We start from the raw sequence: 23,682 nt of genomic DNA, 5'->3' as shown, positions 1-23,682 counted from the left end.
AGAATATAAAGATTAATAGTATGGAAAGGAGAAAACTATGTTAAAAAAATTTGCTGCATGTTTTATATCATTCATGATGGCATTTACAGGCACGCTGCCTTTTTCTGTGCATGTATTCGCAGAAGAAGCTACGAATGATGAGGCATATAAAATATATCCTACTGTTCATTCCATAGAATATCAGGATGGTGGATATAACCTTCAAGAAAATGTAAATGTGATTTATGATAAGGAGATTGATGATGCCACAAAAGCTCGAATGAATGAGGTGGCGGCTTTAAAAAATTTAACCATTCAAACATCGGATCAGGCAAAATCTGGTATGACGAATATCTATGTCGGTGTTTATGGTTCTAAAGGCTTCGCTGATGCATATATCCGTCAAAATAATGAAATAGATCCATCATTATTTGAGAAGAATGATGCATACTTTTTGAAAAGCAATCAACAAACAATTGCTATTTTGGGTAAGGATAGTGATTCTGCTTTTTATGGTTTGACAACGTTGTACCATATATTTGCACAAATGGAAAGTTATCACATTAGAAATTTCACAATCAATGATTATGCAGATATTGTCAGTAGAGGCTTTATCGAAGGCTATTATGGTAATCCATGGTCAACACTGGATCGTATAAATTTAATGAATTGGAGTGGATATTATAAATTGAATTCATATTTTTATGCACCAAAGGATGATCTTAAGCATAATAAAATGTGGAGAGAACTATATAGTGATGAAGAAATCAATACAAAAATTAAACCATTAGCCGAGGCAGGAAATGCTTCAAAATGTCGTTTTGTTTTTGCCTTGCATCCATTTCAATCAGACCCTATTCGCTTTAATACAGATGAAAATTATAATGCAGATTTAAAGGTACTACAGGATAAGTTTAAACAAACCATCGAAGTTGGTGTACGTCAAATCGCAATCTTGGCAGATGATGCAGGTAATTCTGGTGCAGAAAACTATACAAGACTTCTAAAAGATATGACAGCATGGTTGAAAGAAATGCAGAAAACCTATCCGGATTTAAAACTTACACTGCCATTTGTAACTGCTGAATATATGCACTATGGGGAAAACTATTATCATGATTTTCCAGACAATGTTCAAATCGTTATGACTGGTGGTAAAGTCTGGGGCGAAGTATCTAATAACTTTACTCAGACCTTCACAAAGAATGCAGGTCGTGGACCATACTTATGGATTAACTGGCCATGTACCGATAATTCTAAAAAACACTTGATTATGGGTGGATATGATACATTCTTAGAACCAGGTGTAAAACCAGATAACATTCAGGGAATTGTATTAAATCCAATGCAGCAATCAGAACCAAGTAAAGTAGCCATCTTTGGTAATGCAGAATATTCATGGAATATCTGGCAATCTAAAGAAAAAGCAAATGAAGCATGGGAAGATTCTTTCTCTTTTGTAGATCATAATAATGCTTTAGCAAACGATGCTTCTAATGCTTTAAAGGAACTGAGTAAACATATGATGAATCAAAATATGGATACAAGGGTAAAACCTTTACAGGAATCTGTAGAATTAAACAAATTGTTAGCGCCATTTAAGGAAAAATTAGATAAACAAAAACCAGTCAGTATCGAAGAAACAAATGCTTTGATTCAAGAATTTGAGAAGCTGGCAAAAGCCTCAAAAACTTACAGAAATCATGCAGGGAATGAAGCTATAAAAGATCAGATGATCTATTGGTTAAACAGTTTTGATGATACAACAGCTGCGGCAATCGCATATTTAAATGGTGTAAAAGCTACATTACAAAATGATACCGCAAGTGTCATGGAGAATATGGCAGCTGGAAAAAAGGCATTTGAAAAATCTAAATCCTATGGTTTCCACTATGTAGATCATACAGAATATGCTGAAGTAGGCGTTCAACATATCGTTCCATTTATCGAATATCTGGATTCATACTTAAGCAAATATACAAAAAGTGCAGTGGATCCATCTATCGTCACAAAGCGCTTTATCACAAGCCGTCAAGATACACCGATAGGAAATATAAATAATGTGTTTGATGGCAATGTAGATACCAGTATAAGTTATCAACATCCAAACCTTATCTATCAGGGAGATTACGTTGGCGCAATGTTCTCTAAAAAGATATCTATCACGTCCATGAAGTTTATTTTGGGCGGTGGAAAGAATCATTTTGAGGAATGTAAGCTTCAATATACACAAGATGGAAAAACGTGGGTAGATTTAAATAATCAAACATATACAGGTGTTTTAAATAAGCTGCAGGAAATATATGTTGAAAATTTAGATATAGAAGCCATGGGTATTCGCTTGATTGCCACCAAAGATAATCTAAATGATGCTTATTTAAATGTGAATGAAATAGAAATCAATGATGAACATGAAAATTCAGATGTATGGGGTTATCATGTAATTAAGTCTTCAAGTTGGAATGTATATGCAGGTAGTGCTGCGGAAAGTGCATTGTATGATGGTAATGACAATACATTTGTGTGGTATTCTGAACCAGGAGATACCACATATGCAGGTGATTATCTTGGATATAATTTTGGTAAAGTCATTGAACTAAAGAGTTTACATTTAGTCGTCGGAAATAATGATGGCGATAAACTTGACAATTATAAAATTGAAACATCAGTAGATGGCAATACATGGGAAAGTGTAGAAGGATATGATAATTATCAGGGTGTCGCAAGTGGAAAAGATGTTTTAGATATTGATTTACATAATACGAAAGCAAAGTATATTCGTGTTGTGAATTTAAAAGATAAAAGGGCATGGTTAAAATTTTCTGAATTTACTGTAAAAGAGAATCAGACAGGGGATTTAAAACATGTATATACAAATATAACAGATAATCATATTTCATCAATAATAACACCACAAAAAGCGGCTTTGAATGATGGTTCGCTCGTATTGAAAAATCAAGAATATATAGGATTACAACTAGATAATATTAAGCATATTACAGATATCCATATCGAACAGATTCCAACCAATGTAGTATTGGAAACTTCTTTAAATGGTATTCAATGGACACCAGTAGAAAATACAAAGGATTCCTTCGATGCGAAATATATCCGTTTAAGAAATACGAAAGATACCGTAACAATGGAATTAAAAGATTTTTATGTAACATTGTATACAGCTCCTAAAGCAAAATTATTAGAATGCAATACACCAATTGCAGGTGGATGGGGACCAGCTGAAGATATGCGTTCTTTAGGCAATGATTTTAACATATTCGATCAGAATATAAATACAGGCGCAGAAATCGGCGGTTTTCCACAAGCTGGACAATATGCAATCTTTGATTTAGGGCAAACATATGATATTCATGATTTCCGTTACTATGTTGTGGAAACACAGCCAAACTACCTGCGGGATGGTGTTTTTGAAATCGCTGCAGCTCCTGATGCAAAGGATGATGAATGGACAGAATTATTGAGCGTTGGGGATGGCAAAGAAAATACAGAGCCAGAAGATGCCAGCAATACTGCCAAGAATTATTCTGAATTAACACATGACAGCAGTCATCCGGGCAATATGTATAAAGAAGCAACCAATCTGCAGGCATCAGGTCGTTATCTTCGTTTACGTTTTACAGCCTCCAATAACCATCGTGCAGTATACATGAATGAATTATTGATCAATGGTGGAGTTTATGTATCACCAGAAAATAACAGAGATGTTGTAGCAAGCGTAGTTGAAGAAAAAGGTAAAATCCCAAGCAATATGTTTGATGGTAATTTATCTACCACATACAAGCCAAGTGAAAAAAATGGTGAATTTACCTATCGTTTATCAAAACCTGAAAATGTAAAAACCATTCGTATTGTACAATCTGGTGAAATGTCAAATGCTGTTGTGCGTGCGATACTTGCTAATAAAAATGATTTGAGTAAAACGACAACTGTAACACTAGGAACATTGAACCTGCCATTAAATGAATTTGTTATTCCAGATGATCAGTATCTTTTAAGTATACAGGTACAATGGACAGACAAACTTCCGGAAATATCTGAAATGTTAACATTAGATAAAACAGAGGCTATTGATAAAACAGAACTGCAAAAAGTACTACAGGTACCTTTAAATGAGACGTGGACATCTGACACAAAACAAAAATTTGAAGATGCTAAAGCAAATGCTAGCGCAATATATGAAAATACATATGTATCTCAAAATAGTATTGATATGGCTGTCAATGCATTACAAAGTGTAATAAAAAATGCATTGATTCAGGCAGATACAACGGCCTTAAAAGCTTATGTCAAAGAAGAAAAACCATTTATGATAGATGATGTACAAGTCTATACAGGAACATCTTATGATCGTTATAAATCAGCATTAAACAATATCAAAGATGCTTTAAATGATGAAAAGAATATCAGTGAAGAGGATGCGCAAATATTGGAAACAGCAATCAAAGATGCGAAAGAACATCTGGTGTATTCTACCATGCAATCAGAATTAGCAGAGAATACATTAGTGAATGATGAAGGAAAGTTTATAGAAGCAAATTATTCTGTTGTGACTTACCAAGCATATCAAAAAGCTAAAGAAGATATGACAAATGATATTCAAAACAGTACAGATCCAGTCAATATGGCTAAGGCAAGAACTGCATATAAAGAAAGCGTTAATCAGCTTGCGGATATCACAGAACTACAAAATCTACATCATGATTTCAATAATTTGAATAAAGATTTATATGAAGCAACAACATATCAGGCATATGAAAAAGCAGTCAATGAAACAAAAGAACTGTTTAACACAGGAACCATTGATACTGTAAAGAAAGCAATTGATCGTTTACAGGAAGCAAAAGCAGGACTATTGTTTAAGGATAATGCAATGATGATAGATATGATCAAAGAATTAGAGAAAATTAGTCCAGCGGATTATACAAAAGCTTCATTTGAAGTATTAAGCAATGAAATTGAACTTGCAAAAGCTGATGTGAATAATTCTAATGCTGATATTATCCAGGCACATATTCAAAAGTTAAAAGAAGCACAAAAACAATTGGTGGATATCAGAAATTATCTACATGCTGTAGAAACAACAACAGCTTATCAAAAAGCAGATTATACGAAAGATTCCTTTAATGCTTTACAAAAAGTATTGCATGACACTGCAATCGTTAAGCAGAAAGCAACAGCTGCAGAAGTAGAAAAAGCATGTCAGGATATCCAGAATGCATTAAAAGCATTAGATCCTTTAGCAAAAGATTTAGAATCTTATCGTACAGCTCTAACAAAAGAAAAAGCGGATGTTTATACAGAAAGTACATATCAATTATATGCACAAGCTTATCAAAAACTTATGGCACTTGATGCAGAGAATACAAATATTATAACGTTCTTAAACGCAAAAGATGCTTATGAAACTGCTTATTCTAATCTGGCATTTAAACAGGCAGATTATCAAAAAGTAGATGCCGCAATACAAAAAGTTCCAACAAATTTAAGTGTTTACACAAAACAAAGTGTCGCAGCTTTACAAAAAGCAATCGATGCTGTACATTATGGATATATGATTCAGGATCAAAACAAGGTAGATCATTTCGCAGAAAGTATAGAAAGTGCTGTAAAAGGCTTGGTTTACCTGGATGGCGATTATACCAAAGTACATCAATTAATGGATCAGGTACCATCTGATTTAAATAACTATACAAGTGATTCTGTAAAATATCTAAAGAGTGTAATCCATGATATTGATTATCATAAAAATATTCTGGAACAGAATCAAATTGATGCTTATGCAAAAAATCTACAAAAAGCAATCAACAATCTTGAAGTAAAAACAGATGTACAGAATACACCTGATACTTCAGATCACAGTAATCCATGGATGGCATTTATGGCATTGTTAATTAGTGGTGGCGTATGTATCGGTTTATGGAAAAGAAATAAAAAACACGCATAAGTTATAAAAGGCTTAATTGGATAATTATTCCATAATTAAGCCTTTTTTTATGTTTAATAAGCGAGAAAAGGGGAAAACTATCTTATGGATTAGTTTTGGCTAACATAATGGTTGACAGCATAAAACAGGATATGGTAATATCTTAAAGCATTAGCTTAAGCTAACTTATTAGGAGGACATATGAAAAAGACAATATTTACATTATGTATGATGATTTCTTTATTAACATTAACTGCGTGTGGCAGTACAAATAACCATTCTAATACAGAAATGATAACAGTAAAAGATGTAAGAGGCGAAGTTGAAATACCAAAAGAAGCCAAACGAATAGTAGATTTAAGTGGAAATAGTGATATTCTATCTATCCTTGGATATCAGGTAATTGGCACAGCGAATAGCGATGCCTATGATTATACGAAGTTTCCAAGTTACCTAAAAGATACTTTAAAAGGCGCAAAGATTCTTGGATACAGTATGCAGGATACCATGGATATTGAGGCAGTGATGAATTTAGAACCAGATGTCATTGTGATTTCTACCGTACAAGAAAAAATGTATGAACAATTAACAAAAATTGCACCTACGATTATGATTCAAAATGAAGCCTTGGATTGGAAAGAAAATATTCATCACATGGCGGAAATCTTCCAGCGTACAAAACAGGCAGAAACTTGGTTATCTGCTTATGAAACAAAAGTAGAAAAACTATCTCAAAGCATCAAAAATAAATATGGAAAAGATACCAGTTATCTATCATTTCTTGCAAGTGGTGGACAGTTCTTTGTGTTCTCTGATGCTGGATTTGGAGATGTGCTATATAACGATTTAGGCCTTGCAAAACCAGAAGGCATGCCAAAACAAAGTGATATATCTTTACCAGTTGTGACTTATGAAGGTTTGGCTGAAATTGATGCGGATTACATCTTTTTGATCACAACGGATGAAATGCAGAAAGAACTAGAAAACAACCGTGTCTGGAATAATCTACCAGCAGTAAAAAATAAACATGTGATCACACTTCCATCCTCACCATATTTCAATCAAGGATACAGTCCTATTGGACGTGAAAAATTATTAGATGAAATTGAAGGGATGCTAAATGAAGCAAAATAAAAGATTTTGGATATGTATCCTGATATCGATCTTCTTATTGATCACTGGTACTTATCTTGCCTTAAAATCAGGCGCTAAAACCATGAATCAGGAAACGATATGGAATGCTTTATTCCATTATGAAGATGTGTTAGATCATCAATTGATTCGGGATGTCCGTTTGCCACGGGTAATTGCTACTATTTTGGTCGGAGGACTATTGGGAATATGTGGTGCGATGATGCAGGCAGTAACACGCAATCCAATCGCAGAGCCATCCATTCTTGGCATATCACAGGGGGCGACGCTGGCGATTAGTCTGTTATATATCCATGCAGCATGGGTAACGACAAACAATATCGTAATTGCATCTTTCATTGGCGCTTTATTAAGTGGCTTGCTTGTGATGTTCACTATGAAGAATCCTTCTCGTACATCTATGGGAAAACTATTGTTAGCCGGAACAGCCCTCAGTACATTTTTCCTATCCCTTTCCACGGTGATTTCCTTACTCACAAACAATTCACAAATGATTGCTTTTCTGGTTGGGGGCGGTTTTCGTAATACCGGCTGGCATCATGTCATACAATTAATAATCGCTACAACGATTGGTATGATCTGCGCAATGTTGTTATCCACAAAAATCAATGTATTATCCCTAGGGGATGATGTATGCATCTCTTTAGGTGAAAAGCCATCTCATATTCGCTTTTTTACACTATTGTTGATTATTCCCATAAGTGCGATCTGCGTCGCAGTTGCGAAAAATATCAGCTTTGTTGGGCTTATCATACCACAGGTGATATCACGTATCATAAAAAAAGATATGCGTTTTCTATTACCTTTAAGTTTTTTGGCAGGTGGAGTTTTACTGGTATTTGCGGATATATTAGCACGCATGCTGTTAAGTCCCTATGAAACACCAATTGGTATCTTTACATCTTTAATGGGGATTCCATTCTTTCTATATCTTGTTAGAAAGGAGCGAAGCCAATGAAGAAGAAAATAAAATACACATGGATCATCTTGTCTGTAATCTTATTGATTACGATTGTTTTATCCCTTGGCTGGGGAAGCTACCAAATAGCGTTTTCAGATATATGGAAAATACTTATCGGACAAGGTACTAAAATGCAGAATATTGCAGTATTTACCTTACGATTACCAAGAATAATAACAGCAATGCTGGTAGCTACAGCCTTATCTATCGCAGGTGCATTACTTCAAGGTATCACGAAAAATGATTTGGCAGATGCAGGTATCATAGGTATCAATGCCGGCGCATCCCTTGCTGTTGTGTTATTTATCTTTTCCCAGGGAAGCTTATATTATCAGGCAATGGGAAATGCATCCATCATGATATTGCCAATCATCGCATTGCTAGGTGCCTTTCTATCCGCAGGATTGATTTATTTCATATCTTCCTCACGTGGCCTTCATCCACAAAGATTGTTATTAACTGGGATTGGTGTGAATATCGCCATCAATGCCTGTATTATGTTTCTAACATTTCAAGGCAGTACACAGGATTATAACCGTGTATTGGTTTGGACAAGTGGAAGCTTATGGGGAAGTGGATGGATATATGCATTATCTATTTTACCAATTGTGATAATTGTGACAGGACTTGTCATGTATCATCATAAGACATTAGATATCTTACAGTTGAAAGATGAGCTTGCGATTAGTTTAGGAGTTTCTGTGGAAAAAGAACGAAAGCGATTCTTATGTTATGCAATCATACTTGCAGGAGGTGCAACAGCTGTCGCAGGAAATATCAGCTTTTTAGGATTGTTGGGTCCTCATATCGCAAAATCCATGGTTGGCACAAAGCATAAACATTATCTTCCTGTGTCCATACTGATTTCTATGATCATCATTGTTGTCGCAGACAGTGTATCCAGAAATTTGTTTTCCCCAATAGAAATACCAGCAGGTATTACCATATCATTGATTGGTGTGCCTTACTTTATATATTTGATGTTAAAGGAGAAGTCATTATGAATGCAATTTCTGTAAAATCATTAACAGCCGGATATGAGCATCGTATAATTTTAGAAGATATTCATGTGGATATACCAGAAGGAAAAATCACTGTGATGATTGGTCCTAACGGATGTGGAAAATCCACACTTCTAAAAAACATTGCCCGTATCCAGAAGCCTAAAAAAGGTCAGGTTTTCTTATATCAAGAGGATATGCAGAAAATGCATTCTAAGCAGATTGCGAAAAAACTAGCAATGCTGCCCCAAAGTCCTGTCACACCAACAGGATTATTAGTAAAAGAATTAGTAGCTTATGGGCGATTTCCATATCAAAAACCTTTAGGCTCACTATCAAAAGAAGATTATGAAATTATCAACTGGGCAATGAAGGAAACAGGTGTATATGATCAAAGAGAACAATTTGTGGAAAACTTATCCGGCGGACAACGCCAGCGAGTATGGATTGCCATGGCATTAGCACAACAAGGAGATATACTGGTATTAGATGAACCTACAACCTATCTCGATATATCTTATCAATTAGAAATATTAGAACTATTGAAAACACTCAATCAAAAAAAGAAACAAACCATTATTATGGTACTCCATGAATTACAGCTTGCATGTCGCTATGCTGATCATATCATCGGAATGAAAGAAGGTAAAATCGTATTTGAAGGTCATCCAAAAGAAGTAATTAATGAAGCACATTTGCAAGAATTATATGGAATCAAAGCACAGCTTCATTACGATAAAGATAAAAATTATCCTGTGATTATGGATTATCATATTTAGAGTCAATCAACAAGGATTTCCTTAGATTGACTTTTTTAATAGTATTATCTTATGTATTTCTCACAAAAATGTTAGATACAAGTAAGCAAACATACTTTATAATTATAGTAGAGGGTGATAATATGCGGATAATGATAATTGAAGATAATCGAGTATTAGGAAATGAGATAAAGCTTTATTGTGAAAAATGGGGACTAGAAGTCGTATGCGCCACAAAATTTCATGACTTATGCAAAGAGGTAGAGGTGCTACAACCACATTTGATTTTATTAGATATCAATTTGCCATATTTTGACGGCTTTTACTGGTGTGAAAAAATACGTAAAAATTCCACAGTTCCAATTTTATTTATATCTAGCAGAGATGGCAATCAGGATAAAATCATGGCCATCACAACTGGCGGGGATGACTATATCCAAAAACCATTTGCGTTAGATTATCTCATGGCAAAAATTCAGGCAATGCTAAGAAGAACCTATGAATATCAGGACCATGTACAGATGCAGTTATCCAATGATCTGCAGTATGATTTCTCACAGGGGCTTTTACGTTATCATCATGAAGTGATTGAATTAACAAAGATGGAAAACCGTATACTTGCGATTCTTTTAAAGAGTAGAGGGAAAATCGTTAGTCGTGAAGAATTGATGATGCAGATATGGAGTACAGATGAATTTATTTCTGATGGCTCTTTAACAACCAGTATCTCACGCTTAAAATCAAAGATACGACAGGAAACTGGTGTTGAGGATATCATTATCACAAAGAAAGGACAAGGATATTTAATACCATGAAATCATATATTAAACAAAAATGGATGTTGTTACTTGGCATTGTGATTGTCTGGATGATGAATCATGTGTATTATGTTTATTTGAGTCCTGTGCATATTCAACAAAGTGATATATATTATATGGATTTTTTAATAGCAATCATAATCTTAGGACTTATAGTTATTGATTATTATAGAACATGGAAACATCATAAAGAAATCGATGACCTTTTAGAATGTCAGGAGTATATCGTTTGTGATGATTTACACCAGCCTTTATATGATCATGAGGCGTTATTTATACATAATGAACAGATTTATCATCAGGATATTGAAGACAGCTATCAAAAACTTTGCGAATTACAGGAGTATATTTCCCGCTGGTCACATGAGATAAAATTGCCACTTGCCGCACTTCATATGATGAATGAGCGAAATGATGATGTCACATTGCGTATGGAAATCAAGGAACAGTGTGAAAAGATGGAACAATTATTACATACGATGCTGACAGGCTGTAAAACATGGAATTCTCATTATGACAAAAAGATAGAATTGTTAAGTTTAAAAGGAATTGTGGATAAAAGTATTCGCCATCAATCGTTTTTTCTAATCAAAGAACATTTTGAAATTGATAATCAAATAACGGATGAAAAGGTGTTAAGCGATGAACAATGGCTGGTCTATATGTTAGATCAAATCATTCATAATGCAATAAAATATCACAAGGAGCAACCAAAGTTATCTTTATATACAGAAATGAAAGGAAATCGTACGATTTTACATATTCGTGATAATGGAATCGGGATATGTAAAGAAGATATATTAAGTGTTTTTGAAAAGGGATATACAGGTAATAATGTTAGAAATGGTGAATATAAATCCACAGGAATGGGACTATACTTTGTAAGACAAATTGCCCGTATGTTAGAACATCAGATTGAAATAGTATCCATACCTCAGGAGTATACAGATGTATGTATTATTTTTGATCATCATCTTGATTTTTTCAATATTACTGAATTGTAAGGATATCATGGTATCTGTAAGGTGGATGAAAGGATTTTGGCTTTCATCTAAGGTATGCTATAGGTGTCAAGGAGGTATCAGTAAATGAAAGAAATCATGCAGGTAAAAAATATTAGTAAGGAATATGGCAAAAAAGGAGTCAAAACAAGGGTATTAAACAATGTGAGCTTAGAGATTTATGAAGGGGATTTTATCGCAATTATGGGACCAAGTGGTGCTGGGAAAAGTACACTTCTGAATTTATTAAGTACCATTGATAAGCCAACACATGGCTCTATCCTTATGGAAGGTGTGGATATCACAAAAATTAAAAATGATAAATTGAGTAATATCAGAAAGAAGCATATCGGATTTATTTTTCAAGATTATAACTTATTGGACAATATGACATTGATGGATAACATTGCACTGCCACTTTCCATTAATGGGAAAAATCCTAAACAAATTGTGGAAAAAGTTAAACAGTTGGCGGATTTATTTGGCATCAAAGAGCATTTAGAGAAGTATCCATACCAATTAAGTGGTGGACAGAAACAAAGAGGTGCTGCGGCCAGAGCTTTGATCAGTGATCCGGATATCGTGTTTGCGGATGAACCAACCGGAGCACTTGATTCTAAATCTAGTAAAGAACTGTTGATGAGTTTGAAGAAAATTAATGAACAAAAGAATGCGACAATTTTAATGGTTACACATGATGCCTTTTCCGCAAGTTATGCCAAACAGGTATATTTATTAAAGGATGGGGAAATTTCATGTAAGTTGAATGCAGGCGATTCCCGTAAAGAATTCTATGATCGTATCTTACAACTAATGGCATCCTTAGGAGGTGAGTAGCATGCGTGTCATGCGATTAAGTCTTCAAAATCTGAAGCGAAATTTTACTTCTTATCTGGCTTTTATATTCTCTTTATCCTTTTGCAGCTTTATTTTATATAACTTTTTAAATCTTATGGATTCAGGAGCATTGGATATCCTGGGTAAAAAAAATCAGGAATTCAGTGAAATCATCATTGCGGCAATCTCTGTTGTATTGGTATTCTTTGTTTTCTGTTTCATATGGTATGCTTCTAATGTATTCCTTGGGCAACGAAAAAAGGAAATGGGTACCTTTATCTTTATGGGTTTAGATAACAAACAATTAGGTAAAATGTATTTCTTTGAAATGATGATGGTAGGTATGATATCCATTGCTTCAGGGATTTTGGCAGGTATTGCCTTTTCAAAACTGTTTGGTATGTTGTTTTTTAAATTAAGTGATATTGAAGCATCTATTCCTTTTGATTTTCAATTTATCACGGCAATAAAAACCGCTTTGATCTTTCTGGTATTGTATGCGTTTTTGATGGGAAAAGGATATTTTAATATCGTACGCACCAGTGTAAAAGATATGCTTTCCGCAAACAGACAAAGTGAATTTAAGAAAGCCAATGGCTTTATGACTTTTTTTAAGGCATGGATATCTTTACTGATATTGTGTGCTGGATACTATTTTGCATTACAGATTGGAGATATATCAAGCTTCATTTACATGCTTTTAGCGACTGTTTTTGTAATCGTTGGTATCTATGGTTTATATGATTCCCTAATGCCCTTTGTCCTTACAAAGCTTTCTGATAAGAAAACGTTTCTATATAAAAAAGAACGAAATTTGTGGATCAATCATTTGATTTTTCGTGTGAAAAAGAATTATCGTACCTATGCCATTGTCACCATTATGATGTTATGCTGTGTGAGTGCATTGGGCGCTGGTCTTGCGATGAAACAACGCTATGATGCAATGAATCATTCTCAATCTCAATATGTATATTCATTTATGGGTGATCAAATACCAATTGATAAAATCAATCAAACGATTGAAAAAAATAATACGATGAAACAGAAAGCATCGATTCCATTCTTTTTCCATCAATATCGTGTTGAGAAATATACAAATGATCAGCTTGCTTTTGTGGTATCCTATTCAGATTATATCAATTTCTGTAAAGAAGCCGGGTTAACACCATTAAAAGCAAAGCCACAGGACTTAGAAGCAATAGAGCTTCATAAAAAATACCTAATATCTTTGTCAGATGATACATTGGGAAGTGTTCCTATAGATCAAAAAGAATTAAAGATTATTGCGGCTGAGGATACAGCTTACTTTGGTATGATGCAATATAATATGAATGCATTGATTGTAAATGATAAAACTTTTGCGTCACTTTCAAAAGGTAAAATGATGATGGATTTATATGTGGTAAACATTACGGATCAAAAAAATTATAAGGCAGGTATTGAAGAGCTTAAAGCATTCAATAGTGAGCATACACAAGTGATGATCGCAGATTTAGATAGTGGAGAAATTGTCTTTATCCGTGTTATTTATTCCTTATGTATCTTCATGTTTGCGGTATTTGCGTTCTCTTGCGGCGGGGTATTGTTTATGAAAACTTATAATGATGCTAGTGATGATCGCCAGCGATATATTATATTGAAAAATGTAGGTATCTCTAAACGCAGTATGCATCATGCAATTCAAAAGGAAGTAGCATTCACATATATTCTGCCAATTGCGATAACGGCATTCTCCAGTTATTTTATTATGAGTGCTTTACAGAATCTGATGAAAAGTGATCCTTTACGATTGATCACAATAATCAGTATTTCAGTTTTAGCAGTATTATTTTTCATTCTATATATCATTTCAGTGAAATCATTTGAGAAACGCTGTGAAATAGATTAATAGGATACAAACAAAAACAGGGCATGTGGCATGTCCTGTTATTCATATCGTTTTGCACATACGATGATGGGAATAAAAAATGTTGATAATACGATGATACAGATCATCGTTTTTTGTGTAATTAGGATATCTGAAAATGAAGTGTTTAAAGATATTCCAAAAAAGAAAGGGCAAATGATCATCATGAGGATGGACCAGATGACAATCGTCATACTGATGCGAAACCAGTTATTATTGTTGAAATGAATACCTGGCATATTCATACGCATGATACCGGTGGATATAAAATGTATTTGATTTTTATCATAATAATCCGGAAGCTGTTTTGGTGTGAAAAATACGAAGTAGCCTCCCATGACAATCGCAATCACAATATAGGTAAAATAATCTATCCGTTGTAAAGTATCCATGGTATATATATGTATCAAATACGCTGTAGCAAGTAGGCAAAAGGCAGTTGTGAGTATATAAATCATACGCCAATGCTTTCGCTTACTTTGGGAAATCTGTTTGATTTTCTGAATAACTTCATCATCCTGTTTAGAATCAAGAAGCTTTCCTTCCAATAATTCATTTACGCTTACATCTAATATATCCGCAAGTGGCTGGATCAACGATATATCAAATAAACAAATATTACGTTCCCATTTACTGATGGCTTTATCTGATACATAAAGTTTTTCCGCAAGTTGTTTTTGTGTAAGTCCCTTTGCTTTTCTTCGTTCTGCGATAAAATTTCCAATGTCTTTATGCTCCATTTGTGCACCTCCTGATATCAGTATACAGAGGTTTTCTTTTTATTGCACTCGACCTGTGGTAGAATCACTATCATCTTCCAGATTTTCGATTCTATGAGGATACATATTCCAATATTTTTGATAAACGAAATCACTTCCATCAAAGTTCATTTGATACATACGAAAGTTTACATCTATATCTTTTGGCATCCAGTGTTCTGTATACGTATAACAATACTTCATGCCAATCGCTTTCATCACATGACCACTTCTTGGATTCAAGACATCATGTGTCGCTGTGATATAAGGAATATTTGTTGTTTTCAACATTTCTATAAAAGCGTTTGCGGCTTCTGAAACGATGCCTTGACGCCAGAATTCTTTGCGTAATGCATAACCAAAATCAAAGCTGTCACCATCACCAACATGAATATATCCAATGGGCTTGTTGTCATCTTTTAAACAGATCGCATAGCGAAAGCCTTCCCCCTGATAATCTAAATAAAAGCTCTTTAAATATTTCTTTGTTTCTTCAAAACTTTTAAAAGGAAACCAAGGTAAAAAAGTATTTACTTCTTTATCTTTCATAATTTCAAATAAAGCTTCTGTGTCTTGTTCATGAAATGGGCGTAAAATTAATCGTTTTGTTTCTATCATAAAAATTCTCCTAAAGTTGATATAATGTACGATATTTATTCATTAAATAATCGATGTAGTATTGGGCACGAAAGGTGTCACCTGTTGCTTGTTTTAAAACTTCATTAGCGTTTTGATAGGCACCAACATAGTGGATATTGTCTTTTAACCATGCCGCGATTTTATCAAATTGATTGTTTCTTAAATAATCTGCCACTGGCAGCTGTTTTTCCATAGCACTATAAAACTGTGCTGCATAAGCACTTCCTAAGGCGTATGTTGGAAAATATCCAAAATTGCCACCGCCCCAGTGCATATCCTGTAAAATTCCTTCACGATGATTACGTGGACGAAGCCCCAGATATTTTTCATATTTATCATTCCACATGGTTTCTAACTGATCAAGAGGAATAGAACCATTGAAAATTTCTTTTTCTAATTCATAACGAATTAAAATATGTAATGGATAGGTCAATTCATCTGCTTCTGTTCGTATAAAAGAAGGTCGTGTAATATTGATCATACGCATGAAATCTTCAAAGGATACATGAGAAAGTTGTTTTGGGAAATAGCTTTGAAGGATAGGGTATTGTACCTGCCAGAAAGCTGGATGACGCCCGATATGATTTTCCATAAAGCGGGATTGACTTTCATGCATAGCGTAACCAATATTATCTTTTAAAGCAGTTCCATCATATTCTGGTTTTACCTGTAACGAATATAAAGCATGACCATATTCATGCATTGTGGAAAAGATGCCAGACATAACATCATGTTCATAATAATGTGTGGTAATACGTGCCTCATTCTCACTAAAGAAATCAGTAAATGGATGTTCCGTTAATCCCATAATGCATTTTTCTCGATCTATTCCTAAATAATCTAGTAATTGCGCATTGTATTTTGCCTGTTGATCAATATCAAAACTTTGATGTAATACGGAATCATCGATCTGTTCCTTCTGTTCATTAATTTTTTTGATGAAAGGTACCAGTTGTTCTTTGATGGAATTAAAAAATGCATCATATTGTTTCACATTCATCCCATCTTCGTAGCGATCTAATAAATAATCATAGTCTGTACTTTCTTTTTGTACATACGTCAGTGCTTCTTTTTGTTTTAGAATCACATCTTTTAAATAAGGTGCGAAAGATGCATAATCATCCTGATCTTTTGCGATATGCCATGCGGCTTCACTGTCGTTGATGCTTTTCTGCATTGCGACATATACATCTTTTGGCAATACCCGATCATATTCCATACCTTTTAGAAACAACGTGATTTCTCTTTTTTCTTCTGTGTCATTTGTGATTTTTCCTAATTCTTCAATCATCGCAAGAGCTTCCTTATCGGTTGCCTTACTGAATGCTTCACCACTTAAATATGCCATTGCTTCATTACGTTTGGCAATTCCTTTCTTTGGCGCAATCGTTGCGATATCATAATACATTGTACTCAATGCGAGTGTGTAGGCCTTTTGGATATCCTTATATTCTTGAAAAGCTTTTCTTAATGTTTCTACCATAATGTTCACCTCTATGCGAATATTGTAACATATCTGCTTTCATTTTTCGTCCCTTTATGCTATGATTACCATGGAAATCACGGGAGCTGGTATGACCGGCTGAGAGGAAGTTGAAAACTTCGACCGATACCTGATTTGGATAATGCCAACGTAGGGAATAATCATTAGTTATTGGAATATTCTCATGTTGGGGATATTCTTTTTTTTGGAGGGTCTATGATAAAAGGATGTATTTTTGATTTAGATGGCACACTGTTAGATAGTATGCATGTATGGGATGATTTTGCATTTTCTTATTTAATCAGTAAAGGAATACAGACAAATGAAAATTTAGATGAAGTATTTTCTACTTTACGCATGGAAGAAGCAGTCGCATATCTTCAAAAACATTATGTACAAAAGGAATCATTAGAGACAGTGCGTGATGAAGTTTATGCTTTATTGAAAAAACGATATATCCATATGGAGTTAAAACCTGGTGTAAAGGAATGCATACAGAAGCTTTCTACAATGCCAGTGACTTTATGTGTATTAAGTGCCAATCATAAAGAAGTGTGTGAAACAGCCTTGAAAAAACATGGACTATCAAATAAATTCTCCTATATCTTAAGTTGTGAAGATATCCATTTATCCAAAGATGATCCGGCTTGTTTCTATTACGCCTGTGAAAAGATGCAATTAAAACCAGCGGAGTGTGTCGTCATTGAAGATGCATTGCACGCTGTATCAGGTGCAAAAAAAGCAGGATGCTATGTGGTAGCCGTGAAAGAAAAAAGCCAGCAGAAAGATGAAGAAAAAATCAGAAGGATGGCAGATGCATACATAGAGGATATGCAGGAACTGGAGGAGGTATTATGCAGAAAGTTTTAACAATTGCAGGCACAGACCCAAGTGGTGGGGCAGGGGCACAGGCAGATTTAAAGACCTTTATGGCACATAAGGTATATGGGATGAGTGTGATCACCGCATTAGTTGCGCAAAATACATGTGGTGTACGTGATATTATGAATGTAACACCTGCCTTTTTAAAGGAACAGTTTGATTGTGTATTTGAAGATATTTTCCCAGATGCAGTAAAAATCGGGATGGTATCACAACCGGAATTAATCGAAGTCATTGTGGAAAAGCTGAAACAATATCAACCTAAAAATATCGTGGTGGATCCAGTGATGGTATCCACCAGTGGTGATCGGCTATTAGCGCAAAAAGCATTAACGATGCTGCAAAAAGAGTTGTTGCCACTGGCACAGATTATTACACCAAATATTCCAGAAGCAGAAGTATTATGTGAATTTTCTATTGAGTCGAAAGATGATATGGTTAAAGCAGCACAAAAGATTGCCACAAATTATCATGGCTATATTTTGATTAAAGGTGGACATTTTGAGGATTGTGCAGATGATTTATTGTATCATGATGGAGAAGAAGTCTGGCTGCCTTGTGTTAAGATACAAAATCCTAATACCCATGGAACCGGCTGTACCTTATCCAGTGCAATTGCCAGTAATTTAGCATTGGGTTATGACATGGTAAACAGTGTAAAAAATGCAAAGGCATATATCACAGGTGCATTAAAAGATGGCATGGATTTAGGAAAAGGCAGTGGACCTTTAAATCATTGCTGGAACTTGATGAATAAAGCATAAAAAGTCGCAAATCGCGACTTTTCATTTACAATAATTTTTTTACCAAAGACACATCAATATAAGGGGTAGTGACGCCATTTCCTATCATTTGCGTCGTGTTTTTTGTATACCATATCAAGCTATCATCATACAGCTTTTGGATATTCAAATCTAAATGTAAAGCCAAACGATAGAAATTGCCAATAGAAAGCTTATCATTCTCGACATGTACATCATTGTAATGCTTACCTAATATATCAATGCCGGAAGCATCATGAAGATATTTTTGTACATCGTCTTGATATTTTTCAGGTTGCCACAGTGTAAAATCTAAACGATAAGCAGTGATACTGAAAAACAACCAGTCCTTGATTTCTTTTTCATTCAGCTTTGATAATTCTTCGATTGTTTTTGAATATCTGGCATAATGTGCAAATTTCGCATGTTCTGGCAATCCATAAAACCGGATATCTTTACATATTTCATACAAAGGGGAAGCACATACTTTTTGTACTAGCAAATACAATTCCTTCGCCATCGCATCACCATTTTCCGCAGTAACTTTAATATCAAAACCTTCTGCGTTATCATACATGCGGCTGATAGGATAAATATCCTTCTGATGAACTGTAAAATTGATGTTCAACGAAGAAACAAAAGCCCCGGAAAGGGTATCTTCAAATACAGTTTCCCCTTGTTCATTTTCCTTTTCTTTTAGATAGAATGTGACATCATTTTCTTCATCATAGCATTTATAGATTTGGGTATCTTTGTACAAAGGATTATCTGTTTCTATTTCTTGATTCAATATTACATGATTACCATAACGCTCGCGTATTTTCTGGTCAATAGGAAATTCATAAAAATAAAGGTTATTTATATTCAGATTTCTAGCTTGAAAAACAAATATTAAAACTACGATAACAACCAACATTATTTTGATTTGTTTTATCTTATGTTGATTTGCTCTATTTAAATAAAGAAGAAAAGCACCTAAAATGATTAAGGTTATCATCATGCCAAAAGATCTGCAGATCCAGGCTAAATAGCAAAATATCAAGTATACAATAAAGACTAAGATTGCACGAATATTTTGAAATCGCTTGCCAACAATATCTTTTCTTCTTTGCATCAGCAGGTCTAATAATTTCAGTAATTGTTGTGTTTCTAGTGAAGAATCATCTAAATCGGTATAGTATTTATAAAAAGCTGTATTGGCTTCTGGAGATATTTTGCGATCAGATATGATTTCGTATAAGATATCTTTGAATAAAGTATCTTCTGCGACATAGACAAATTTTATATCCTGTGTAAATTCTAACCATTTGGTATAGGAAGTTCTTTCATCTAATAATGTGCAAATCTCCTTTAAAACAGTATTTCTAAGGTTCTCTTTTTGTTGTTCATTCAAATGATTCCCTTCTTCAAACAAAGCTTCAAAATCAAATTCATTTGATGTATCTTCATTGGTTTCCACAGGGGATACCTTGATGATATCCGATGGAACAAAGAAAGTTTGTGTATCCTGATGTTTCGCAATTGCCATCGCTTGTTCATATGCATCATGAAGTTGCATAAATTCTTCCGGATGATCTTCTGGATGTATTTCTTTAGAACGTTTTGCGTATGCACGTTTGATGTCTTTGATTTGATCAGTTGCTTCTATGCCAAGGATTTTCCAACAAGGATGCTGCCACATAATTTCACCGCCTTTTTTTGAAGTTGAAGGTCAATAAGCTTTATTTTATGATATTTTGATGCATAAGAAAGAAATAAGTTGAAAATAAAACAACAAGAGATAAAAGAATGGCAAGATAAGATAATGGATTTTTTAATTTCCTGTTTCCTACGCGTTTCTTTGAGAAAAACTTAATATAACAAGCATATAAACAGAATATGATCATGGAGGTAAGATGAAATGTTTCATTTTGAAATAAACAGGATAAGAATGCTCCCACAAACATTAGCATTGAACCACTAAAAAAAGCTCTTATTAAAGGTTTTTCAGCTTGTCTTTCCTCCCAATAGGTAAGTTGATGATTTAGTTCTTCTAGCAAATGCTTATAACGAGAAGATTCATCATATTGAGATAATTCACTAAAAAAGCGATGGAGAACTCTTGTGGATAACATGGAGAGTTTGTGTTTTTTTATGTATGTGCATAACTGTTCTAAAAATTCATCATCATTACTTGAAATATAGTAAAAAGAATCCTGTTCTATAAAATGCAGCCAGTCATCTAATGTAGCTGATTTATTTTTAAGTAATACGCATAATTCATGAAATACATGATCTCTTAATTGCTTAATTTGTTGTTTTTGTAAATGTTCAGATTGTTTGAAAATTGTATTGAAATCAAAATCATTAGATGTATCTTCATTGGTTTCCACAGGGGATACCTTGATGATATCCGATGGAATAAAGGAACTTTGTTTTTCTTCATGTTTTGCAAATGCCATCGCTTGTTCATATGCATTATGAAGCTGCATAAATTCTTCCGGATGATCTTCTGGATGTATTTCTTTAGAACGTTTTGCGTATGCACGTTTGATGTCTTTGATTTGATCAGTTGCTTCTATGCCAAGGATTTTCCAACAAGGATGCTGCCACATAATTTCACCGCCTTTTGTTTATTATAGCAAAAAAGCCCTGAAGATGAACAGGGCGATATTTCATTTATTGAAACAACAGTTCCATGGATTCCTTGCTGTTAGCCTGAACGATTTTGTAGAAATATTCCTTTTGATCAAGGCCTTCTCGTTCGATGACTTCATCAATGACGCCATCACGGATAAACAATAAACGCTTAGAGTAGCTAGCAATCATCGCATCATGGGTAACCATAATAATCGTCACATGGTCTTGTTCATTTAAATTTTTTAATAAGGCTAATAAATCATGAGAGTTTTTAGAGTCAAGATTGCCTGTTGGCTCATCTGCCACAATTAGTTTTGGATTGGTCACAAGGGCTCTAGCAACAGCACATCGCTGACATTGTCCACCAGAACATTCCGCAGGATATTTATCTAACAAGGCATTTATTTCAAGCTTGTTTGCGATTGCTTCTACACGTTCTTTGATTTCATCTTTTCCCACTTTCGCAAGTGTCAAAGGTACCGCAATATTTTCACGTATGGTCAGTGTATCCATCAAATTGAAAGACTGGAAAACAAATCCCAAATTTTCATAACGAAATTTTCCGGTTTCTGTTTCCATCATTTTACTTACACTTTTTCCATTGATGAATACAGAACCTTTTGTTGGGGTATCAATGGTGGAAAGATTATTGATCAAAGTAGATTTACCTGAACCAGAAGGTCCCATGATACAAATGAAATCTCCTTCATAAACTTCTAAAGATATACCGTGTAAAACTTCAAATTCATTTTTTGTATTGCGATTATATGTTTTCACAATATTTTTTGCTTCTAATATTTTTTTCATAATGGTTCCTTTCTATTCTTCATTTACGATTGGTTTATCTATTGCTTCTTTAAATATCAGATTCACATAAATGCGATACATGACAACACCTGCAAAGGAAATCATTGCCACAAATATCAACAGCATTCCAGCCATAAATGCCGGAGTAATGGTATCGAATAATACAAACATGAAAGATATAATAAACAATAATGGGAAACATGTAAGGATAATCAAAAAGAAGAATCCTGCCATTTCCTGAAGGATAATTGTTTTGATATCCGATTTAAGATATCCAATAGAAATCATATTGTGGAATATTAATTTCTTATTTAAAGCATCGGAAGATAATTTATAACCAATACATACACAAATCAATACCAACGATACAATATAAGACAGAAGCACAACCATAAAGGTAGCTGCATCATGTCGAAATTTACATAAATAGAAGAATAAAATAGATACATCAATTAATATAATCGTCACAAGCATACCACTGGTAATAATGCTATAACGCAGGTTGCCCGTAGATATTACACGATGATGATCTGTCGGAAATAATTTGTTTTTCACCCATGTGACTGCTTCTGGATAGATATATTTAAAAATGTTGGCAGGTCCACATGCAATACCAACGGACACATAAATCATGAAAAAGAAGTTCACATGTGTGAAGTCCAGTGTGCATAAAAAATATAGAATATATGCATAAATGACAACATAAAATATTTTAAAATAAACACTTTTTGATTTACCAATCGGATTCATTGCTTTTTTTGCTTTTAGTAATGAATTTAAATCCATACGATATACAAATCCAGCATCGACTAAAATCAACCAGAACCCAACCATGAACAAGGTAGTCACACAATATACCATTGCGTCCATACTAAATGCAAATAATGGTGCCGATATGGCCATTTCTTTATAGATCAAATAATTAATCATGGGGTGTAAGCCAAACCCGACAAGAGCACCAATAGGTGCAGATATCAAAAGCACAATAAAATTTTGAACGATTAGAAAATATCCCAAGCGTATGACGTTACAGCCACTAATCATCATAACACTGATATCTTCAACTTTTGATATCAAAAAGAATTTGTTGGAAAAGAATACCGTAATTACACAAATAGATATCATCATGAGGGATAATATCATTGCGAAAATACCGTTTCCAATTCCTCCATCAAAATCTGCTGAGCCAATCGCATAAGTTACATAATCAGACATGGAACTTATACCATAATAAGGATTACCCAATATTGAAAAAAACAAGGTAATCACTGCGGATGCTACGATAATCGAGAACGCAAAAAAATACGCATTTTTGGGATTGCGTTTCAGATTATCGTAAGCGAACCTTACGATTTCCATAAATCTCTCTCCTCCTAGTA

General features: G+C 34.2%; 18 protein-coding genes and 1 riboswitch. Of the genes, 11 read left to right on the top strand and 7 right to left on the bottom strand.

The window, feature by feature from the left end:
* Positions 1–37 precede the first annotated feature (37 nt).
* The 9 genes from DW761_RS09985 (at position 38) to DW761_RS09945 (ending at position 14,336) form a co-directional block, all read left to right on the top strand.
* Positions 38–5,941, top strand: a complete 5,904-nt coding sequence (locus tag DW761_RS09985) for a beta-N-acetylglucosaminidase domain-containing protein (protein WP_117517933.1) — start codon at positions 38–40, stop codon at positions 5,939–5,941.
* 180 nt (positions 5,942–6,121) lie between these two features.
* Entirely contained in the window at positions 6,122–7,054 is a 933-nt protein-coding gene (locus tag DW761_RS09980) for an ABC transporter substrate-binding protein (RefSeq protein WP_117517931.1), read from the top strand.
* Positions 7,041–8,030 (top strand): FecCD family ABC transporter permease, encoded by a 990-nt coding sequence (locus tag DW761_RS09975; RefSeq protein WP_117517929.1) that lies wholly within the window; start codon positions 7,041–7,043, stop codon positions 8,028–8,030. Before DW761_RS09980 ends, DW761_RS09975 begins: the two co-directional genes overlap by 14 nt.
* Positions 8,027–9,037: a FecCD family ABC transporter permease gene (locus DW761_RS09970; RefSeq protein ID WP_117517927.1), complete on the top strand. Its 1,011-nt coding sequence runs from the start codon at positions 8,027–8,029 to the stop codon at positions 9,035–9,037. The genes DW761_RS09975 and DW761_RS09970 overlap by 4 nt, the downstream gene beginning before the upstream one ends.
* On the top strand, positions 9,034–9,813 hold the full coding sequence (locus tag DW761_RS09965; RefSeq protein WP_117517925.1) for an ABC transporter ATP-binding protein: 780 nt from the start codon (positions 9,034–9,036) through the stop codon (positions 9,811–9,813). The genes DW761_RS09970 and DW761_RS09965 overlap by 4 nt, the downstream gene beginning before the upstream one ends.
* A 122-nt stretch (positions 9,814–9,935) precedes the next feature.
* A complete protein-coding gene (locus tag DW761_RS09960; protein WP_117517923.1) occupies positions 9,936–10,607 on the top strand; it encodes a response regulator transcription factor in 672 nt (223 codons plus the stop codon).
* On the top strand, positions 10,604–11,614 hold the full coding sequence (locus DW761_RS09955) for a sensor histidine kinase (RefSeq protein WP_117517921.1): 1,011 nt from the start codon (positions 10,604–10,606) through the stop codon (positions 11,612–11,614). Before DW761_RS09960 ends, DW761_RS09955 begins: the two co-directional genes overlap by 4 nt.
* A gap of 84 nt (positions 11,615–11,698) precedes the next feature.
* Positions 11,699–12,448 carry an ABC transporter ATP-binding protein gene (locus DW761_RS09950; RefSeq protein WP_117454865.1) on the top strand — a complete coding sequence of 250 codons (750 nt, stop codon included), beginning with the start codon at positions 11,699–11,701 and terminating at the stop codon, positions 12,446–12,448.
* A gap of 1 nt (position 12,449) precedes the next feature.
* The gene (locus DW761_RS09945) at positions 12,450–14,336 is read left to right on the top strand and encodes an FtsX-like permease family protein (protein WP_117517919.1); all 1,887 of its coding nucleotides are present in this window, start codon (positions 12,450–12,452) and stop codon (positions 14,334–14,336) included.
* 38 nt (positions 14,337–14,374) lie between these two features.
* Here DW761_RS09945 and DW761_RS09940 read toward each other — a convergent pair whose 3' ends face one another.
* The 3 genes from DW761_RS09940 to DW761_RS09930 are packed head-to-tail and all read right to left on the bottom strand — an operon-like array spanning position 14,375 to position 17,234.
* On the bottom strand, positions 14,375–15,094 hold the full coding sequence (locus DW761_RS09940) for a helix-turn-helix domain-containing protein (RefSeq protein ID WP_117517917.1): 720 nt from the start codon (positions 15,092–15,094) through the stop codon (positions 14,375–14,377).
* 39 nt (positions 15,095–15,133) lie between these two features.
* Positions 15,134–15,730 carry a GNAT family N-acetyltransferase gene (locus tag DW761_RS09935; RefSeq protein WP_117517915.1) on the bottom strand — a complete coding sequence of 199 codons (597 nt, stop codon included), beginning with the start codon at positions 15,728–15,730 and terminating at the stop codon, positions 15,134–15,136.
* A 10-nt stretch (positions 15,731–15,740) separates the two neighbouring features.
* The gene (locus tag DW761_RS09930; protein ID WP_117517913.1) at positions 15,741–17,234 is read right to left on the bottom strand and encodes a carboxypeptidase M32; all 1,494 of its coding nucleotides are present in this window, start codon (positions 17,232–17,234) and stop codon (positions 15,741–15,743) included.
* A 69-nt stretch (positions 17,235–17,303) separates the two neighbouring features.
* A riboswitch (TPP riboswitch) is annotated at positions 17,304–17,409 on the top strand.
* A 41-nt stretch (positions 17,410–17,450) separates the two neighbouring features.
* On the opposite strand from DW761_RS09930, the gene DW761_RS09925 reads away from it, so the two are divergent.
* Together DW761_RS09925 and thiD are read left to right on the top strand one after the other, a co-directional pair.
* Positions 17,451–18,104 carry an HAD family hydrolase gene (locus DW761_RS09925; RefSeq protein WP_117517911.1) on the top strand — a complete coding sequence of 218 codons (654 nt, stop codon included), beginning with the start codon at positions 17,451–17,453 and terminating at the stop codon, positions 18,102–18,104.
* Positions 18,089–18,880: a bifunctional hydroxymethylpyrimidine kinase/phosphomethylpyrimidine kinase gene (gene thiD, locus DW761_RS09920; protein WP_117517909.1), complete on the top strand. Its 792-nt coding sequence runs from the start codon at positions 18,089–18,091 to the stop codon at positions 18,878–18,880. Before DW761_RS09925 ends, thiD begins: the two co-directional genes overlap by 16 nt.
* A 25-nt stretch (positions 18,881–18,905) precedes the next feature.
* On the opposite strand, the gene DW761_RS09915 is transcribed toward thiD, so the two are convergent.
* The 4 genes from DW761_RS09915 to DW761_RS09900 all read right to left on the bottom strand — a co-directional run bounded on the left by DW761_RS09915 (position 18,906) and on the right by DW761_RS09900 (position 23,662).
* Positions 18,906–20,558 carry a J domain-containing protein gene (locus tag DW761_RS09915; protein ID WP_117517907.1) on the bottom strand — a complete coding sequence of 551 codons (1,653 nt, stop codon included), beginning with the start codon at positions 20,556–20,558 and terminating at the stop codon, positions 18,906–18,908.
* Positions 20,559–20,598: 40 nt separating this feature from the next.
* Positions 20,599–21,471 (bottom strand): DnaJ domain-containing protein, encoded by an 873-nt coding sequence (locus DW761_RS09910; RefSeq protein ID WP_117517905.1) that lies wholly within the window; start codon positions 21,469–21,471, stop codon positions 20,599–20,601.
* A gap of 64 nt (positions 21,472–21,535) precedes the next feature.
* On the bottom strand, positions 21,536–22,303 hold the full coding sequence (locus tag DW761_RS09905; protein WP_117517903.1) for an ABC transporter ATP-binding protein: 768 nt from the start codon (positions 22,301–22,303) through the stop codon (positions 21,536–21,538).
* 12 nt (positions 22,304–22,315) lie between these two features.
* The gene (locus DW761_RS09900; RefSeq protein WP_117517901.1) at positions 22,316–23,662 is read right to left on the bottom strand and encodes an ABC transporter permease; all 1,347 of its coding nucleotides are present in this window, start codon (positions 23,660–23,662) and stop codon (positions 22,316–22,318) included.
* Positions 23,663–23,682: the final 20 nt, after the last annotated feature.

Source organism: Absiella sp. AM29-15 (assembly GCF_003434225.1).
GTDB lineage: Bacteria > Bacillota_I > Bacilli_A > Erysipelotrichales > Erysipelotrichaceae > Hoskinsella > Hoskinsella hominis.
This window is presented reverse-complemented; position numbering and strand designations above follow the sequence as displayed.

Coding starts and splice junctions, on each gene's coding strand:
- DW761_RS09985 (WP_117517933.1), top strand. CDS start 38: ATGTTAAAAAAATTTGCTGCATGTTTTATATCATTCATGATGGCATTT.
- DW761_RS09980 (WP_117517931.1), top strand. CDS start 6,122: ATGAAAAAGACAATATTTACATTATGTATGATGATTTCTTTATTAACA.
- DW761_RS09975 (WP_117517929.1), top strand. CDS start 7,041: ATGAAGCAAAATAAAAGATTTTGGATATGTATCCTGATATCGATCTTC.
- DW761_RS09970 (WP_117517927.1), top strand. CDS start 8,027: ATGAAGAAGAAAATAAAATACACATGGATCATCTTGTCTGTAATCTTA.
- DW761_RS09965 (WP_117517925.1), top strand. CDS start 9,034: ATGAATGCAATTTCTGTAAAATCATTAACAGCCGGATATGAGCATCGT.
- DW761_RS09960 (WP_117517923.1), top strand. CDS start 9,936: ATGCGGATAATGATAATTGAAGATAATCGAGTATTAGGAAATGAGATA.
- DW761_RS09955 (WP_117517921.1), top strand. CDS start 10,604: ATGAAATCATATATTAAACAAAAATGGATGTTGTTACTTGGCATTGTG.
- DW761_RS09950 (WP_117454865.1), top strand. CDS start 11,699: ATGAAAGAAATCATGCAGGTAAAAAATATTAGTAAGGAATATGGCAAA.
- DW761_RS09945 (WP_117517919.1), top strand. CDS start 12,450: ATGCGTGTCATGCGATTAAGTCTTCAAAATCTGAAGCGAAATTTTACT.
- DW761_RS09940 (WP_117517917.1), bottom strand. CDS start 15,094: ATGGAGCATAAAGACATTGGAAATTTTATCGCAGAACGAAGAAAAGCA.
- DW761_RS09935 (WP_117517915.1), bottom strand. CDS start 15,730: ATGATAGAAACAAAACGATTAATTTTACGCCCATTTCATGAACAAGAC.
- DW761_RS09930 (WP_117517913.1), bottom strand. CDS start 17,234: ATGGTAGAAACATTAAGAAAAGCTTTTCAAGAATATAAGGATATCCAA.
- DW761_RS09925 (WP_117517911.1), top strand. CDS start 17,451: ATGATAAAAGGATGTATTTTTGATTTAGATGGCACACTGTTAGATAGT.
- thiD (WP_117517909.1), top strand. CDS start 18,089: ATGCAGAAAGTTTTAACAATTGCAGGCACAGACCCAAGTGGTGGGGCA.
- DW761_RS09915 (WP_117517907.1), bottom strand. CDS start 20,558: ATGTGGCAGCATCCTTGTTGGAAAATCCTTGGCATAGAAGCAACTGAT.
- DW761_RS09910 (WP_117517905.1), bottom strand. CDS start 21,471: ATGTGGCAGCATCCTTGTTGGAAAATCCTTGGCATAGAAGCAACTGAT.
- DW761_RS09905 (WP_117517903.1), bottom strand. CDS start 22,303: ATGAAAAAAATATTAGAAGCAAAAAATATTGTGAAAACATATAATCGC.
- DW761_RS09900 (WP_117517901.1), bottom strand. CDS start 23,662: ATGGAAATCGTAAGGTTCGCTTACGATAATCTGAAACGCAATCCCAAA.